The organism is Microbacterium galbinum (genome assembly GCF_023091225.1).
Classification (GTDB): Bacteria; Actinomycetota; Actinomycetes; order Actinomycetales; family Microbacteriaceae; genus Microbacterium; species Microbacterium galbinum.
Genome location: NZ_JAHWXM010000003.1, coordinates 26,251 through 40,971, shown reverse-complemented (window position 1 = coordinate 40,971; position 14,721 = coordinate 26,251). Strand labels below are relative to the sequence as shown.

General features: G+C 69.1%; 17 protein-coding genes. 5 read left to right on the top strand and 12 right to left on the bottom strand.

Translation table 11 applies throughout. From position 1 onward, the window contains the following. Window positions 1-16: 16 nt before the first annotated feature. The 4 genes from hisH to KZC52_RS17045 all read right to left on the bottom strand — a co-directional run bounded on the left by hisH (window position 17) and on the right by KZC52_RS17045 (window position 2,788). Window positions 17-652: an imidazole glycerol phosphate synthase subunit HisH gene (gene hisH, locus KZC52_RS17060; protein ID WP_247625336.1), complete on the bottom strand. Its 636-nt coding sequence runs from the start codon at window positions 650-652 to the stop codon at window positions 17-19. Beyond that, window positions 649-1,266, bottom strand: a complete 618-nt coding sequence (hisB, locus tag KZC52_RS17055) for an imidazoleglycerol-phosphate dehydratase HisB (RefSeq protein WP_247625335.1) — start codon at window positions 1,264-1,266, stop codon at window positions 649-651. The genes hisH and hisB overlap by 4 nt, the downstream gene beginning before the upstream one ends. Next, window positions 1,263-2,348: a histidinol-phosphate transaminase gene (locus KZC52_RS17050; RefSeq protein ID WP_247625334.1), complete on the bottom strand. Its 1,086-nt coding sequence runs from the start codon at window positions 2,346-2,348 to the stop codon at window positions 1,263-1,265. Before KZC52_RS17050 ends, hisB begins: the two co-directional genes overlap by 4 nt. A 77-nt stretch (window positions 2,349-2,425) precedes the next feature. Further along, window positions 2,426-2,788 (bottom strand): LysM peptidoglycan-binding domain-containing protein, encoded by a 363-nt coding sequence (locus KZC52_RS17045; protein ID WP_247625333.1) that lies wholly within the window; start codon window positions 2,786-2,788, stop codon window positions 2,426-2,428. 309 nt (window positions 2,789-3,097) lie between these two features. Between KZC52_RS17045 and lexA the strand changes: the two genes are divergently transcribed. Both lexA and KZC52_RS17035 read left to right on the top strand, forming a co-directional pair. Further along, entirely contained in the window at window positions 3,098-3,784 is a 687-nt protein-coding gene (gene lexA / locus KZC52_RS17040) for a transcriptional repressor LexA (protein ID WP_247625332.1), read from the top strand. Between the two features lie 47 nt (window positions 3,785-3,831). Further along, window positions 3,832-5,697, top strand: coding sequence for a S9 family peptidase (locus tag KZC52_RS17035; RefSeq protein WP_247625331.1), 1,866 nt, complete (start codon window positions 3,832-3,834; stop codon window positions 5,695-5,697). 7 nt (window positions 5,698-5,704) lie between these two features. On the opposite strand, the gene smpB is transcribed toward KZC52_RS17035, so the two are convergent. The 3 genes from smpB to ftsE all read right to left on the bottom strand — a co-directional run bounded on the left by smpB (window position 5,705) and on the right by ftsE (window position 8,300). Beyond that, the gene (gene smpB / locus KZC52_RS17030) at window positions 5,705-6,181 is read right to left on the bottom strand and encodes an SsrA-binding protein SmpB (RefSeq protein WP_247625330.1); all 477 of its coding nucleotides are present in this window, start codon (window positions 6,179-6,181) and stop codon (window positions 5,705-5,707) included. Window positions 6,182-6,276: 95 nt separating this feature from the next. Then, a complete protein-coding gene (gene ftsX, locus KZC52_RS17025) occupies window positions 6,277-7,191 on the bottom strand; it encodes a permease-like cell division protein FtsX (protein WP_247625329.1) in 915 nt (304 codons plus the stop codon). After that, window positions 7,188-8,300 (bottom strand): cell division ATP-binding protein FtsE, encoded by a 1,113-nt coding sequence (ftsE, locus tag KZC52_RS17020; protein ID WP_247625328.1) that lies wholly within the window; start codon window positions 8,298-8,300, stop codon window positions 7,188-7,190. Before ftsE ends, ftsX begins: the two co-directional genes overlap by 4 nt. Before the next feature lie 174 nt (window positions 8,301-8,474). Here ftsE and KZC52_RS17015 point away from each other — a divergent pair, with 174 nt between their 5' ends. Together KZC52_RS17015 and KZC52_RS17010 are read left to right on the top strand one after the other, a co-directional pair. Continuing rightward, window positions 8,475-9,752, top strand: a complete 1,278-nt coding sequence (locus tag KZC52_RS17015; RefSeq protein WP_247625327.1) for a DUF2510 domain-containing protein — start codon at window positions 8,475-8,477, stop codon at window positions 9,750-9,752. Window positions 9,753-9,785: 33 nt separating this feature from the next. Next, entirely contained in the window at window positions 9,786-10,802 is a 1,017-nt protein-coding gene (locus KZC52_RS17010) for a septum formation family protein (protein WP_247625326.1), read from the top strand. Between the two features lie 22 nt (window positions 10,803-10,824). On the opposite strand, the gene prfB is transcribed toward KZC52_RS17010, so the two are convergent. Next, window positions 10,825-11,934, bottom strand: coding sequence for a peptide chain release factor 2 (gene prfB / locus KZC52_RS17005; protein WP_247625325.1), 1,110 nt, complete (start codon window positions 11,932-11,934; stop codon window positions 10,825-10,827). An 85-nt stretch (window positions 11,935-12,019) separates the two neighbouring features. Here prfB and KZC52_RS17000 point away from each other — a divergent pair, with 85 nt between their 5' ends. Then, window positions 12,020-13,270 carry an MFS transporter gene (locus KZC52_RS17000; protein WP_247625369.1) on the top strand — a complete coding sequence of 417 codons (1,251 nt, stop codon included), beginning with the start codon at window positions 12,020-12,022 and terminating at the stop codon, window positions 13,268-13,270. 7 nt (window positions 13,271-13,277) lie between these two features. Here the strand turns inward: KZC52_RS17000 and KZC52_RS16995 are convergent, their stop codons facing one another. From KZC52_RS16995 to KZC52_RS16980, 4 genes are read right to left on the bottom strand one after another with little or no spacing between them, the layout of a single operon-like run. Next, on the bottom strand, window positions 13,278-13,697 hold the full coding sequence (locus KZC52_RS16995) for a pilus assembly protein TadG-related protein (protein WP_308194270.1): 420 nt from the start codon (window positions 13,695-13,697) through the stop codon (window positions 13,278-13,280). Beyond that, complete coding sequence (locus tag KZC52_RS16990; RefSeq protein WP_247625323.1) at window positions 13,697-14,152, bottom strand: TadE family protein; 456 nt, start codon at window positions 14,150-14,152, stop codon at window positions 13,697-13,699. The genes KZC52_RS16995 and KZC52_RS16990 overlap by 1 nt, the downstream gene beginning before the upstream one ends. Then, window positions 14,121-14,522, bottom strand: a complete 402-nt coding sequence (locus KZC52_RS16985) for a TadE/TadG family type IV pilus assembly protein (protein ID WP_247625322.1) — start codon at window positions 14,520-14,522, stop codon at window positions 14,121-14,123. The genes KZC52_RS16990 and KZC52_RS16985 overlap by 32 nt, the downstream gene beginning before the upstream one ends. After that, window positions 14,519-14,719 carry a hypothetical protein gene (locus KZC52_RS16980; RefSeq protein WP_247625321.1) on the bottom strand — a complete coding sequence of 67 codons (201 nt, stop codon included), beginning with the start codon at window positions 14,717-14,719 and terminating at the stop codon, window positions 14,519-14,521. Before KZC52_RS16980 ends, KZC52_RS16985 begins: the two co-directional genes overlap by 4 nt. Window positions 14,720-14,721: the final 2 nt, after the last annotated feature.

Here is a 14,721-nt window from a genome sequence, read left to right as displayed (position 1 = left end):
CGCCGGGCGGCGCCTCTCAGAGGCTCCGGGTCCAGTTGCGCAGGAGACGGATGCCCGCGTCCCCCGACTTCTCCGGGTGGAACTGCGTCGCGGTAAGCGGGCCGTTCTCGACCGCGGCCAGGAACGGATCACCGTAGGTCGTCCAGGTGAGAACGGGCTGCGGGAACGGCGGGATGACGTCGAGTTCCCAGGTCTGAGCCGCGTACGAGTGCACGAAGTAGAAGCGTTCGTCCTCGATGCCGTCGAACAGGATGCTGTCGGGCCCCGGGGATACCGTGTTCCACCCCATGTGCGGGAGGACCGAGGCGTTGAGCTCGGTGACCGCTCCCGGCCACTCCCCCAATCCCTCGGTGTTCTGCCCGCGTTCGACACCGCGTTCGAAGAGCACCTGCATCCCGACGCAGATTCCCATGACCGGGCGTCCACCCGCGAGCCGACGATCGATGATGTCGTCTCCGCCGTGCGCCCGCAGGGCGTCACGGACCGCGGCGAACGCGCCGACGCCCGGCACGAGCAGTCCATCGGCTTCGAGCGCCTCGGTGCGATCGCGAGTGAGGACGGCGTCCGCTCCGGCGGCGACCAGCGCCTTCACCGCGGAGTGCACGTTGCCGGACTCGTAGTCGAAGACGGCGACCCGGGGCGTGCGGGTCACAGCGCGCCCTTGGTCGACGGGATGCCGTCGACCAGCGGGTCGAGCGCCTTGGCCTGCCGGAAAGCGCGCGCGAAGGCCTTGTACTCCGCTTCGGCGATGTGGTGCGGGTCGCGACCACCCAGCACGCGCACGTGAACGGTGAGCGCCGCGTTGAAGGCGATCGCCTCGAAGGTGTGCCGGACGAGCGAGCCCGTGAAGTGGCCGCCGATGAGGTGCTGCTCGAAGCCCGCGGGCTCGCCCTCGTGCACGAGGTACGGACGGCCGGAGATGTCGACGACGGCCTGGGCGAGCGCCTCGTCGAGCGGCACGAGCGCATCGCCGTAGCGCGAGATTCCCGCCTTGTCGCCGAGCGCCTCACCGATCGCCTGGCCGAGCACGATCGAGATGTCCTCGACGGTGTGGTGCGCATCGATGTGGGTGTCGCCCGAAGCCCGCACCGTCAGATCGGTGAGCGAGTGCTTGGCGAAAGCCGTGAGCATGTGGTCGAAGAACGGAACGGAGGTGTCGATGCGGCTGGCGCCGGTGCCATCGAGGTTCAGCTCGAGCTCGACGGTGGACTCCGACGTGCTGCGCACGCGGCGCGCGGTGCGCGGGGCCGGGGTGGGGGTGCTCATGAGGCCGATTCTATCGAGGCCAGCGCATCGAGGAACGCCGTGGTCTCGGCCTCGGTGCCCGCGGTGACGCGCAGGTGGCCGGGGATCCCGACGTCTCGGACGAGCACGCCCTGCTCGTAGAGACGCTGCCACGTGACCTTCGGATCGGAGACGCCGCCGAACAGCACGAAGTTGGACCAGGACTCGTGAGGCGTGTATCCGAGCGCCTCGAGCGTCGCTGTGATGCGATCGCGCTGCGCGACGATCTCCTCGACCATGCCCAGCATGACGTCGGAGTTGCGCAGCGCGGCGACCGCCGCCGCCTGGGTGAGCGCGCTCAGGTGGTACGGCAATCGCACGAGACGCAGGGCGTCGATGAACGCGGGATCGGCGGCCAGGTATCCCACCCGCGCTCCGGCGAAGGCGAAGGCCTTGCTCATCGTGCGCGACACCGCGAGCCGCGGGCGTCCCTCCAGCAGCGTGAGCGCCGAGGGTGCGTCGTGCGGAGCGAACTCCTGATAGGCCTCGTCGACCACGACCACACCGCGCGCGGCGGCATAGACGGCCTCTATGACGTCGAGTCCGAGCGGCGTCCCCGTCGGATTGTTCGGCGAGCACAGGAGCACCACGTCGGGATCGACCTGCTCGATCTGAGCGACCGCCTCTTCCGGGGTGATCGTATAGTCGGGTTGGCGCTCCCCCGCCACCCAGCGCGCGCCCGTCCCCTGCGCCAGCAAGGGGTACATCGAGTACGTCGGCGCGAAGCCGAAGACCGTCCGCCCCGGGCCGGCGAAAGCCTGGAGGATGTGCTGGAGCACCTCGTTCGAGCCGTTGCCCGCCCAGATCTGCGAGGCATCGAGGCCGTGACCGAGGTACTGCGCGAAGCCCTCACGGAGAGCCGTGAACTCGCGGTCGGGGTAGCGATTCACGTCGCGGAGCGCGACCGCGATGTCGTCGAGGATGTCGCTCGCCACGGCATCCGGTACGGGATGCGTGTTCTCGTTGACGTTCAGAGCGATAGGGAGCGGCGCCTGAGGTGCCCCATACGGGGTGAGCCCTCGGAGATCGTCGCGGAGAGGGAGATCATCGAGCGAAGAAGTCACCACTCCATGCTAGGCCGCACGGCCGGGGCCGCTCTCCGCGTTACCGCCTTTTGCGGTGGGGACGACGGCCGGACGAGTCAGCTCGCGTACTCCGCAGGGATCGACAGCTCCTGGCCGATCTGCAGCACGCCGCCCTGCAGCATGTTGAGACGAGTGATCTCGCCGATCACCTCTCGCGGGTCGGACTCGGGCGAGACCTCGGCCGCGATCGACCACAGCGTGTCGCCGGGCATCACGGTGACCGTCTCGAACGTCACCGTGCCCGCCCCCTCGCCGGTCGCCAGCGCGCTGCCGCCGCTGAGCGCGGCGAAGGCGATGCCGACTGCGAGAGGAAGCGCAGCCAGAGCAAGCAGCACACGACGACCGCGCGCCGTCAGCCGGAGACGCGTCGCCGGGCGGACCGGACGGACGGCTGCGGTGCTGAAGGTGATGCTGCTCATGTCGTTCTCCTCTGCCTTGCTCCGGTGAACCGGAGGTCTGTCATCACCCGCGAGCGATGACCACGTTGGCGTAGCGTTCGCATCCGCCTCTCGGCCGGGAGGGGCGAGTGCGAAGCTACGTTCCGAAGGTATCTTCGAATTCGAATATCTGTCAAGCTTTCTTCGAAATCACGTCCGCGATTTCACCGACACGCTCGAACAGATCTTCCACATCCGCGCTTTTCTCGGATACGGTTTCGATACCAACACCGAACCACGGGCCTCCGACATTCGAAGAAGGACGCCGGAATCGCGCACCGAAGGAGCATCATGAGCGAGATCACCGCCCCCGATCCCGAGGCACCGCGCACACGCCGTCGGAAGAGTCTGAGCCCCAAGCAGATGGCCATTCTCGAGGTGATCCAGGCGTCGATCGCCCAGCAGGGGTATCCGCCGAGCATGCGCGAGATCGGCGACGCCGTCGGGCTCAAGTCGCTCTCGAGCGTGACCCACCAACTCGGCCAGCTCGAGCTCAGCGGCTACCTGCGTCGCGATCCCGGCAAGACGCGTGCGATGGAGGTCCTGATCGATCTCCCCGGCACGAGCACCGAGAACCCCGCCGATGTCGCCACTCCCGTGGGCGACGCTGCTCTGGTGCCCCTCGTCGGTCGCATCGCCGCCGGCGTCCCGATCACGGCCGACCAGCACGTCGAGGAGATCTTCCCCCTGCCGCGACAGCTCGTCGGAAAGGGCGACCTGTTCATGCTCAAGGTCTCGGGCGAGTCCATGATCGACGCGGCGATCTGCGACGGCGACTGGGTCGTCGTCCGCTCCCAGCACACGGCCGAGAACGGCGAGATCGTGGCGGCGATGCTCGACGGTGAGGCGACGGTCAAGACCTTCCGGCGCCGCGACGGCCACACCTGGCTGCTTCCGCGCAACTCGGCGTTCGAACCGATCCTCGGCGACGAAGCCGTCGTCCTCGGAAAGGTCGTCGCCGTCCTCCGCGCGGTCTGACGCACACCCGGGCCCGGCGCGCTCGCGTCGACGCATAGGCTCGAAGCATGTCGTCACCGTACGGTTCCTGGTCCTCGCCCTTCACCCCGGCATCCGTCGCCGCGGCCTCCCCGCGCCTCGACGGAGCACGATTCGTCGGCGAGGAGATCTGGTGGGCGGAGTCCGTGCCCGCAGAGGGCGGTCGCATGACGGTGCGCTCATCGCTCGGACATGAGGTGCTCCCGGCCCCCTGGAGCGCTCGATCGCGCGTGCACGAGTACGGCGGTGGAGCATGGACGGCGGACGCCGATGGCACCCTCTTCTTCGTCCAGGCCGACGATCAGCGCGTCTACCGGCTCGGTCGCGGCACGGAGCCTGTCGCTCTCACTCCCCTGGGCCCCGCCCACGGCGGGCTGCGCGTGCAGGACAGCCGCCTTCTCGCCGTCCGCGAGGACCTGACCTCGACCGAGCACCGTCGGGCGATCGTCGAGATCCCGACCGACGGGTCTGCCGCGGAGTCCCCGTCCGCCGTCATCGTGCACACCGAGAGCGGCGCCTTCTACGCCCATCCCTCCCTCTCCCCCGACGGCACGAGACTGGCCTGGGTCGAATGGTCGGGCGAGCGGATGCCGTGGGACGAAGCGCACCTGCGTCTGCGTGACCTGCGCTCCGGCGAGACGGGCTCGGTGTCCACGCGTGCGGCCCTGCAGCCGGAGTGGATATCCGAGAACGAACTCCTCTTCGCGGACGACCGCGACGGGCGCTGGGCCGTGCACCGTGTCACCGTCGACGGGATCGCGCCCACGGCCGCGCCGGCCCCTCTCACCTCCGCCGACGCCGACACCGGCTACGGACTGTGGGTGCTCGGCAATCGCTGGTTCCAGCCTCTCGATGACGGGCGCCTCGTGGCCGTGCGCACGAACGGCCGCGACGAGATCGTCGTCCTCTCCGGCGACGGTTCCGAGCGACGCGTCGAGGTGCCGTGCGACGGGCACGTGAGCATCGATGACGTCGTCGGCTCGCTCGTCCTGCTCTCGGGGAACGGATCGGGCGTCACCTCCGGGGTGTGGTGCGCCGATCTCGACACGGGTGCCGTCGTCGCGGTCCGCGGAGGCGAGGCCGTCGATCCCGCGTGGATGCCGCCGCCCCTCGCTCTCACCTTCGACGGCCGTCACGGCCCGGTGCACGCCTACGCGTATCCGCCCGCGAACCCGGGTGCTGCGGCATCTGCCGACGAACTCCCGCCGTACCTCGTGCTGGTGCACGGCGGCCCGACCGCTCACGTGACCGGGGCGACCTCGGCGGCGCTCGCGTTCTACACGAGCCGCGGGATCGGGGTGCTCGACGTGAACTACGGCGGGTCGACCGGCTATGGACGCGCCTATCGCGAGCGGCTCGACCGCCAGTGGGGCATCGTCGACGTCGACGACGTCATCGCTGCGGGGCACGGCCTCGCGGCGGCGGGCCTCGCGGACCCGACGCGCATCGCGATCCGCGGAGGCTCGGCCGGTGGTTGGACGGTCCTCTCCGCGCTCGTGCGCGGGGGCGCGTTCGCGGCGGGCATCTCGCGCTACGGCGTCTCCGACCTGAGGATGCTCGTCGCCGACTCCCACGACTTCGAGAAGCACTACATCGACGGCCTCGTCGGTCCGCTCCCGGCATCCGAGGAGCTGTACATCGAACGCTCGCCCCTGACGCACGCCGACCGGATCGACGTTCCGGTGCTCCTGCTCCAGGGAGCCGATGACATCGTGGTGCCTCCGTCGCAGTCCGAGGCGATCCGCGATGCGCTCACCCGACGGGGCGTCGATCACGAGTACGTGCTCTACCCCGGGGAGGGGCACGGCTTCCGGCGCGCGGAGACGGTCGTCGATGCCCTCGAACGCGAACTCGCGTTCCTCGGTCGGGCCTTCGGCTTCACGCCGTCGCCGTGACCTGCGGCTATTCGCCGACGCGGTTGCGCAGTCGCATCGCGCGTTCCGCTTCGCGCGTGTCCTGACGCTCTCGGAGCGTCTGGCGTTTGTCGTACTCGCGCTTTCCCTTGGCGAGTGCGATCTCGACCTTGGCGCGACCGTCGGAGAAGTACAGCTTGAGCGGGATCAGCGTGTAACCGCCCGCGGAGACCGCGTGGGCGATCTTCACGATCTCCTCGCGGTGCAGCAGCAGCTTGCGGATGCGCTTGGCCGAATGGTTCGTCCAGTGCCCCTGCGAGTACTCGGGGATGTGCACGGAGTCGAGGAAGACCTCGTTGCCCTTGACGAACGCGTAACCGTCAGAGAGGTTCGCACGCCCCTGGCGCAGTGACTTGACTTCGGTGCCGGTGAGCACCATCCCCGCCTCGTACGACTTCTCGATGTTGTAGTCGTGACGTGCGCGACGATTGGTCGCGATGACCTTCTCCCCGCGTTCCCTGGGCATGATGCTCTCCTGATCCGTGTCGTGCGCTCGCACAACAGCCTTTCAGCATACCTGCGTCACGTGCCTCCGAGCCACTTCCGACCCGGCCGAGATGGTCAGGTGCGCAACCAGCGCCGGATCGCGAAGCCCGCCGAGAGTGCGGCGAGCACGACGCCGATGCCGATCAGCACCGGCACGACCCACGCGGCATCCTGCATTCCGATCCAGGTCGTGATGAAGGGCACGCGTCCCCGCAGGTAGCCGTTCACACCGAAGTGCACGCCCGCGAGGATCGCCGCACTCGCGAGCGCCGATCCCAGCAGGGCGGCGAAGACGCCTTCGAGCACGAACGGCGTCTGGATGAAGCGGTTCGACGCGCCCACCAGGCGCATGATCCCGATCTCCTTGCGCCGCGCGTAGGCCGACAATCGGATGGTCGTGGCGATGAGCAGCGTCGCAGCGATGAGCATGAGCACGGCGATCCCGACAGCCACGTACGTGGCGACCGTGAGCGCCGAGAACAGCGGTTCGAGATATTGCAGCTGATCCTTGACCTGCTCGACGCCGGTCTGACCGCTGAAGGCTTCGGAGAGCACCTGGGACTGCCCCGGATCCTTCATCGTCACGAAGAAGACCTCGAACGCCTGGTCCGGGGTGATCACGCTCGCCTGCTCCTCGCCCACCTGCTCGACGAGCTTGGCGTAGGTGTCTTCCTTCGTGTCGAAGGTCATCGAGCTGATGAGCGGCGCGAGCGCGTCGCCCTCGAGCTGGGCGCGCACCGAGGCGACCTGCTCTTCGCTCGCAGCCCCGTCTACGCAGGTGTCGGACTCCGACACGGCCGAGCACATGTACACGGCGACCTGGGCGCGTTCGCTCCAGTAGCCGCGCATGACGCCGATCTGCGACTGCATCAGGATCGCCGCGCCCACGAAGGTGAGCGAGACGAACGTCACGAGCACGACCGAGATCACCATCGAGATGTTCCGGCGCAGGCCCAGCAGGGCCTCGGTGAGGATCAGTCCGATTCTCATGAGGTCGGACCCACTTCCTCGTCGTCGCCGCTGGAGAGGCCGAGTCTGTCGGCGACGCCGAGCTCGGCGACGTCGACCTCGGGAAGGACGATCGGATGCGTGCGCGGACCGGTGGAGGGAGACGTCGGCGCGGCGTCGGCTTCGGCGCGCGCAGCCTCATCGGCGGCGGGTTCCGCGGGAGCCGCGGCGGGGACCTGGCCCGGAGCCGGAGCGGCTGCCGCGGCGGTGGGAGTCGGCACGGGCGCCGGGGAGGCGGGTGTCGGAGCGGATGCCGCGGCCTTGCGCTGCGCGCTGAGCTCCTCGGTCAGTGCGGCCCGTACGATCGACAGATCAGACGTCTGGCGCTGCACCTCCTGCACCGCCGTGAGCGCAGCCGCGGCGGCGGCGCCGCGCACCTCCTCGGGAACGAGACGCGGGATGTTGGAGGTGTCGCCGTAACCGCCGTGCACCTCGTCGCGCACCATCACGCCGTCGCGGAGCTCGATCACGCGGCGCTTCATCTGATCGACGAAACCGGCCTCGTGCGTGGCCATGAGCACGGTCGTTCCGCCCGCGTTGATACGTGCGAGGAGCTGCATGATGTCCACGGAGGTGGCAGGGTCGAGGTTTCCCGTCGGCTCATCGGCGAGCAGCACCTGGGGGCGATTGACGAGAGCGCGCGCGATCGCGACGCGCTGCTGCTCACCGCCCGAGAGCTCATGCGGCATGCGCTTCTGCTTGCCGTCGAGACCGACCAGCGCCAACGCCTCGGGAACGGCCTGCTGGATGAAGCCCCGCGACGAACCGGTCACCTGGAGGGTGAAGGCGACGTTCTGGTACACCGTCTTCGACGGAAGCAGGCGGAAGTCCTGGAACACCGAGCCGATGTGGCGTCGGAAGTACGGCACCTTGCGGTTCGCGAGCGAACGGAGGTCGCGCCCCATCACCGCGACGCGGCCCGTGGTGGGCACGTCCTCGCGCAGGATGAGCCGCAGGCAGGACGACTTCCCGGAACCCGAGGCACCCACGAGGAAGACGAACTCCCCGCGCTGCACCTCGAAGTCGACTCCGGAGAGGGCGGGCTTGGACGTCCCGCGGTAGCGTTTCGTGACGTTCTCGAACCGAATCATGGCGGTACGAGCCTAAGCGCGCTCCCCTCCCGCGCCGCGCGCGACACCCCGCGCGGGCCGGACGTGCGAGAAGGCGTCGTTCGACATCCGTCTCCGTCGATGTCACGAGCCACTGCTATACATGAAGTGGCAGTCCGCGCCATCCACGCGGACGTGAGATCCGAGGGGGATGCCATGACGACACCTGCAGGCTGGTACGACGACGGTTCCGGGCGTCAGCGCTGGTGGGACGGCGAGCAGTGGACCGAGCACTTCGCTCCCGAGGCGACGGCTCCCGAAGCGAGCGCTCCCGAGACGACCACCGTCTCCGAGCAGCCGACCGCGCAGGTCGCCGAGGAGCCGCTCCCCGTCGTCCCGACCGAGGCCGAGGTGGACGCGACCATCGCGGTCGCCGAAGAGAACGAGCCGTCGGCACATGCAGATGCCGCAGCCGAGGCGCCGGCATCCGACGTAGACCCCGAAGCACCCGCATACGTCGCCCCCGAAGCCCCGGCCTACGTCGCCCCCGAAGCCCCGGCCTACGTGGCTCCCGAGGCGCCCGCGTACGTCGCTCCCGAGGCACCCGCTTACGCAGCGCCGGCCTACGCAGCACCCGGCTATCCGACCACCGCCCCCGGAGGCGCTCCGGCCTACGGCGTCGCTCCGACGGGCGCATACCCCGGCAGCGCTCCCTACGGCGGCGCCCCCGGCGGGTACACCCCGTACCCCGGATCCCCCGCCGCCGAGCCCCGCCCGATCTCGGTGCTCGGCCTGGTCGGACTCGGTCTCGCCGTGCTGGGAACGATCCTCGTCTGCTTCCTGCTGACCGCGGTCTTCGGCTGGATCCTCCTCTTCGCCGGACTCGTGGTCTCGATCGTGTCGCTCTTCCTCAAGGGCAAGAAGTGGCCGGGAATCACGGGAATCGGAGTGTCCGTCCTCGGCGGCATCGTCGGCGGCATCATGGCGATCGTGTTCTTCACGTTCGGCATCGCCCAGATCGCCATCGACAGCGCGGAGTCGTACTCGCCCCCGCCCGTGCCCTCGATCGGCACCGACGGCGGAGAGGACTCCGGCGAGATCGTGGAGGGCACGATGGGCTCTCCCGTCACGGTGAACCAGTACTCGGGCGAGAGCGAGGTCACCATCACCGCCGCGTCCTGGGGCACCTCCAACGGCTCCAGCTTCGAGGCCGAGAACGGCGGATATCTCTCGGTCGAGCTCACGTGGGAGGCCATCAGCGGCGACACCTCCGTCAACCCGCTCTACTTCACGGTGATCGATGCCGACGGCAACGAGGGCACCTACGACTACTTCGGCGACGCCACTCTCGAGTCCGCCCAGCTTGCCCCGGGCGAGACCGCGCAGGGCACGCTGTCGTTCGATGTCGCGCAGAGCGACTCCTACACGATCGTCATCACCGACGAACTGATGCAGGATGTCGCGGAAGTGACCGTCGAGGCCAGCGCCCGCTGACCGCGGAGCGCCGAGACGAAGAGCACCACCGAGGTGTCGACTCCCGCAGGCTGGTACGACGACGGATCCGGGCAGAAGCGCTGGTGGGACGGATCGGGATGGACGGCGCACGTCGCCGCCTCCGCCGCCCCCGCGCTCGTGTCTCCTGAGCCCGCACCGTTCGTACCGCCGTACACGCCGCCCCTCGCCCCGCCGGTGCCCACCGCACCGCCGGGGGCATCGCCGATCGTCGCGCCGCAGCACCCCTCGGCACCTGCATATCCGTCGGCGCCGCAGTACCCCTCTGCAGCGACCTACCCGCAGTATCCATCCGCACCGCAGTACTCGCCCTCTCCGCAGTTCTCGCCGTATCCGTCCGCCCCGGGGATGCCGGCGCCGTACGACGGCTACGCACTCCCCGGTGCCTCTCCCGCGCCGTTCCCGGCCGTCGGGCTCGCCGGCCTCATCGCCGCGGCACTCGGAACGATCGTGGCCTGCATCCCGCAGATCCCGCTCATCGGATGGCTGCTCCTCGGCGCGGGATTCGTCCTGTCGCTCGTGTCTCTGTTCCTCCACGCCCGCAAGTGGGCGGGAATCGCCGGGCTGGCGGTCGCCGTGCTCGGGGCGCTTCTCGCGGCCGTGCTCTCGTTCGTCCTCGTGGGTTCGTTCTCCGCGTCAGGGAGCGCGGACGACGTTCCCGGCGGCGAGGTGATCTACGCCAGCGACCTGGAGGTGGGCGACTGCCTCCCCGAGGAGCTGGACGGCGAAGAGTTCTTCGAGGTGACGATCGTGCCGTGCGACGGTCCGCACATCGACGAGATCTACTACGAGTTCGATCTACCGGACGGAGAGTTCCCCGGCGAGGACGCACTCACGGAGGCGGCGATCCGCGAGTGCGAGCCGCAGTTCGAGGAGTTCGCCGGCATCGCCTATGAGGAATCCGAGCTGAACTACTGGTGGCTCACGCCGACGGAGACATCATGGGCTGGCGGAGACCGCACGATGCAGTGCCTGATCTACGACTACGACGGCAGCACCGTGACCGGAACTCTCGAGGGCGCCGCCCGCTGAAATGCGCGCGGCGCGCTCGCGATCAGTCCTCTTCGGGACGCTTGCGCCAACGGATGCCGGCGGAGATGAAGCCGTCGAGGTCGCCGTCGAAGACCGCCATCGGGTTGCCCGACTCGTATCCGGTGCGAAGATCCTTCACGAGCTGCTGACCGTAGAGGAAGTACGAACGCATCTGGTCGCCCCAGCTGGCGGTGATGTTGCCCGCGAGTTCCTTCTTCTTCGCTGCTTCCTGCTCCTTTTGCAGCAGGAGGAGGCGGGTCTGCAGCACGCGCATGGCTGCGGCGCGGTTCTGGATCTGCGACTTCTCGTTCTGCATCGACACGACGATGCCGGTCGGAAGGTGGGTCAGTCGCACGGCGGAGTCGGTGGTGTTGACCGACTGGCCGCCGGGACCGGACGAGCGGAAGACGTCGACGCGGATGTCGTTCTCGGGGATGTCGACCTCGGTCGCCTCCTCCATGAGCGGGATGACCTCGACCGCGGCGAACGACGTCTGACGCTTGTCGGCCGAACCGAAGGGGCTGATGCGCGCCAGGCGGTGGGTGCCTGCCTCGACCGACACCGTGCCGAACGCGTACGGCGCGTCGATCTCGAACGTGGCCGATTTGATGCCCGCGCCCTCGGCGTAGGAGGTGTCCATGACCTTCACGGGGTACTTGTGCCGCTCGGCCCAGCGCAGGTACATGCGCATGAGCATCTCGGCGAAGTCGGTCGCGTCGTCGCCACCCGCGCCGGAGCGGATCGTCACGATCGCGGAGCGCTCGTCGTATTCGCCGTCGAGCAGCGTCTGCACCTCGAGCTGGTTGATCATCTCGGTGAGGGCTGCGAGTTCGGTGCGAGCCTCCTGCGCGGAGTCCTCGTCACCCATCTCGTTGGCCAGGTCGACGAGCACTTCGAGGTCGTCGAGGCGCTGGGCGATGCCGGTGACGCGGGCGAGCTCGGACTGGCGGTGGCTCAGCGCGCTGGTGACCTTCTGCGCGTTCTCGGTGTCGTCCCAGAGGTCGGGGGCACCGGCTTCTTCGCTGAGCCGCGCGATCTCGTCACGGAGCCGTGCGACATCGACGACCTCGCTGATGTCGCCGAAGGTGTGCCTGAGTGCCTGGATGTCGGCGGAGAGATCGAGTTCGAGCATGATCACCGAGCCTATCCTGTCGTCGCCGCGGGAGTAGCCTCGAACGGTGAGCAGTGCATCCACGGTCCTCCGACGATTCGGGCCGATGGTGTATCTCCCGACCTTGCTGTTCTCGCTCGGCGAGGGCGCGGTGATCCCGCTGATCCCCGTCATCGCCGCATCGATGGGCGCCGACGTCGCGTTCGCCGCGCTGGTCGCCTCGGCGCTGGTCGTCGGTCAGCTCTGCGGCAATCTGCCCGCCGGATGGGCGGTCGCGCGTATCGGCGAGCGGTTCACGATGGTCATCGCCGGCGCGATCGCCATGCTCTCGGCGGTCGGGATGGTCTTCGCCCCGTCGATCGGCGTGCTGGCGGCATCCGTCTTCGTCCTCGGTTTCTGCGCCGCCGCCTTCGGGCTCGCGCGTCACGCCTTCATGACCACGCGGGTGCCCATCGAGTTCCGCGCTCGTGCGCTGTCGTTGCTGGGCGGCAGCTTTCGCCTGGGGATCTTCATCGGGCCGTTCGTCGCGGCGGGTCTGCTGGAACTGTTCGCCACCGAGACCGCCGCGATCTGGTTCTTCCTCGGATGCCTCACGGTGATGGTGCTGCTCGTACTCTTCGGCCCCGATCCGGAGAAGACGATCCCGCCCGCTGTGACCTCCCCCATCCGCATCGGCACGGCCGAGGACTCGGGCGAGGTGGTCAGCGGAGCGATCCCCACCTTCGAGCGGATCGGGATCTTCCGCACGATGTGGCAGCAGCGCACGGTGCTCAGCCGGCTCGGCCTCGCCGCGGCGTCGCTTTCGGCCGTGCGTTCGGCCCGCCAGGTCGTGCTGCCGCTCTGGGGCCTCTCGCTGGGCCTCGATGCGCAGACGATCGCACTGGTCGTCGGGATCTCGGGCGCGATCGACTTCGCGCTGTTCTACGCGAGCGGGCAGGTCATGGACCGGTTCGGCCGGATGTGGGCGGCGATGCCGGCGATGATCCTGATGGGAGCGGGCTTCGTCGCCCTCTCGCTGTCGCACGACGTCGAGGCACCGGTGCTGTGGTTCGGGATGTTCGCCGCGGTGCTCGGTGTGGGCAACGGCCTGTCCAGCGGCATCCTGCTCACGTTGGGCGCCGATGTCGCGCCGAAGCGCGAACCCGCGGCCTTCCTCGGATCCTGGCGGACGCTGACGGATGCCGGTGGGGCGATCGCTCCGCTTCTGGTGTCGGCGATCACGGCGATCGCGTCCCTTCCGGTCGCAGCCGCTGCGATCGGGGTGATCGGTCTGCTCGGTGCCGTGGGGTTCGTCCGGTGGATCCCCCGGTTCGTCCCGAGGGTTCGGGATGACGACCCGGTGCCGCCTCCCGGCTGACGGTCGCTCATCGCAGCGCGGTGCGGCTCGTCGCGGTCGCTTCGAGCACGACGCCGTCGGGCACGAAGGGCGAGAACACCGGCGGATGCCAGGGTGCCGTCACCGTCACCCGCACCGAGACACCGTCGGGTGTCCAGGCGTCGACGAGGGCGGCATCTCCCTCGATCGCGTCGATGACCTCGAGCGCCTGCTCCCGCATGTCGCCGTCGTCGAGCTCGGCACGGACGCCGTGGTCATCGGCGACGAGTGTGAACCCGTCCGCTGCCGCTGCCGCCGCCGAATCGGCCAGCGCGTCGAGACGTTTCTGCGCGAGGTACAGGTCGGTGGCGCACACGCAGACCAGCACGATCGCGAGCGCGAGGAGCACGTAGCCCAGGGTCAGGAGTAGGATGCTGCCCTCCTCGGCCTCGCTCGTACGACGCCGCATCATCCGCTCCCCCAACCGCGACCGACCTTCTGCACGGAGGTGGCCTCCAGAGGAACGGCGAGGGCGCTGTCGAGTCCGAGCATCTCCGGCACGAACGGCATCCGCACGACCGTGGTGACCGTCACGCGGAGCGTCGCGCCGCCTGTGGGGCACTCGGTGCCTTCGGGCACGCAGGAGAGAGCGACGTCGGTGGCCTCGGCATCCATCCCGTACTCGTCGACGACCGCGGTGAGCACGTCGTCCGCCGCGAGCGCCGCGGATTCCGGGCCAGTCGACAGCGCGATGGTCCGGGCGATGTGTCTCGCAGCGGCCTCCGCCCCCAAGGACTGCTCCTGGATCGCGCCCAGGAGGATCACGAGGTAGGCGAACGGCACCAGCAGGATCACCCCGACCGTGATGAACTCCAGCGCGGCGGAACCGTCGTCATTCCTCCCCCAGGCTCTCCATCGGAGCATGCGCGGTCACCTCCCAGGCGGCGGGGATGCCGATCAGGCCGACCAGTGGGAACGTCGTGCGGATGCGCACATCGACGCGATCGCGGTCGCCGAGGTCGGTGACGCCGACGGCGATGTCCTCGGCATACGGGGCCCCGACCGCGCGCTCGATCACCTCGCGCGCCCGCTCGGCGCCCTCCTCGAGCGTGGTGTCGGCGAGCGCCGCATGGTACGCGCCCTCGACCGCTGCATCGTGCACCACGTTGCGGACGTAGACGGCGACACCGAGCTGGATCACGGCGAGTGTGAGCGCGGTGAGGAGCGTGCCGACGAGAACGAACTCGACGGGGCTCGATCCCCGCTCATCGTCGCGGATCCCGGACGATCTCACTGGATCCCGGAGACCCGCTGGATCGCCTGCTCGAACAGATCCGACAGCGCCGGACCGGCGACCGCCCAGATGAGCACGACGAGGCCGGCGGTCATGAGCGTCACGAGCACCCAGCCGGGCACATCGCCGCGGTCATCGTGCGCGAGCGCGCGCATCCACCGGGTCGCGCGGACGCGGAGGGGAAGGATCGGGTTCATGG

What these genes read in the sequence shown, in the direction of transcription:
- hisB (WP_247625335.1), bottom strand. Translation starts at nt 1,266, where the DNA reads ATGAGCACCCCCACCCCGGCCCCGCGCACCGCGCGCCGCGTGCGCAGC.
- KZC52_RS17045 (WP_247625333.1), bottom strand. Translation starts at nt 2,788, where the DNA reads ATGAGCAGCATCACCTTCAGCACCGCAGCCGTCCGTCCGGTCCGCCCG.
- lexA (WP_247625332.1), top strand. Translation starts at nt 3,098, where the DNA reads ATGAGCGAGATCACCGCCCCCGATCCCGAGGCACCGCGCACACGCCGT.
- KZC52_RS17035 (WP_247625331.1), top strand. Translation starts at nt 3,832, where the DNA reads ATGTCGTCACCGTACGGTTCCTGGTCCTCGCCCTTCACCCCGGCATCC.
- smpB (WP_247625330.1), bottom strand. Translation starts at nt 6,181, where the DNA reads ATGCCCAGGGAACGCGGGGAGAAGGTCATCGCGACCAATCGTCGCGCA.
- ftsX (WP_247625329.1), bottom strand. Translation starts at nt 7,191, where the DNA reads ATGAGAATCGGACTGATCCTCACCGAGGCCCTGCTGGGCCTGCGCCGG.
- ftsE (WP_247625328.1), bottom strand. Translation starts at nt 8,300, where the DNA reads ATGATTCGGTTCGAGAACGTCACGAAACGCTACCGCGGGACGTCCAAG.
- KZC52_RS17015 (WP_247625327.1), top strand. Translation starts at nt 8,475, where the DNA reads ATGACGACACCTGCAGGCTGGTACGACGACGGTTCCGGGCGTCAGCGC.
- prfB (WP_247625325.1), bottom strand. Translation starts at nt 11,934, where the DNA reads ATGCTCGAACTCGATCTCTCCGCCGACATCCAGGCACTCAGGCACACC.
- KZC52_RS17000 (WP_247625369.1), top strand. Translation starts at nt 12,020, where the DNA reads ATGGTGTATCTCCCGACCTTGCTGTTCTCGCTCGGCGAGGGCGCGGTG.
- KZC52_RS16995 (WP_308194270.1), bottom strand. Translation starts at nt 13,697, where the DNA reads ATGCGGCGTCGTACGAGCGAGGCCGAGGAGGGCAGCATCCTACTCCTG.
- KZC52_RS16990 (WP_247625323.1), bottom strand. Translation starts at nt 14,152, where the DNA reads ATGCTCCGATGGAGAGCCTGGGGGAGGAATGACGACGGTTCCGCCGCG.
- KZC52_RS16980 (WP_247625321.1), bottom strand. Translation starts at nt 14,719, where the DNA reads ATGAACCCGATCCTTCCCCTCCGCGTCCGCGCGACCCGGTGGATGCGC.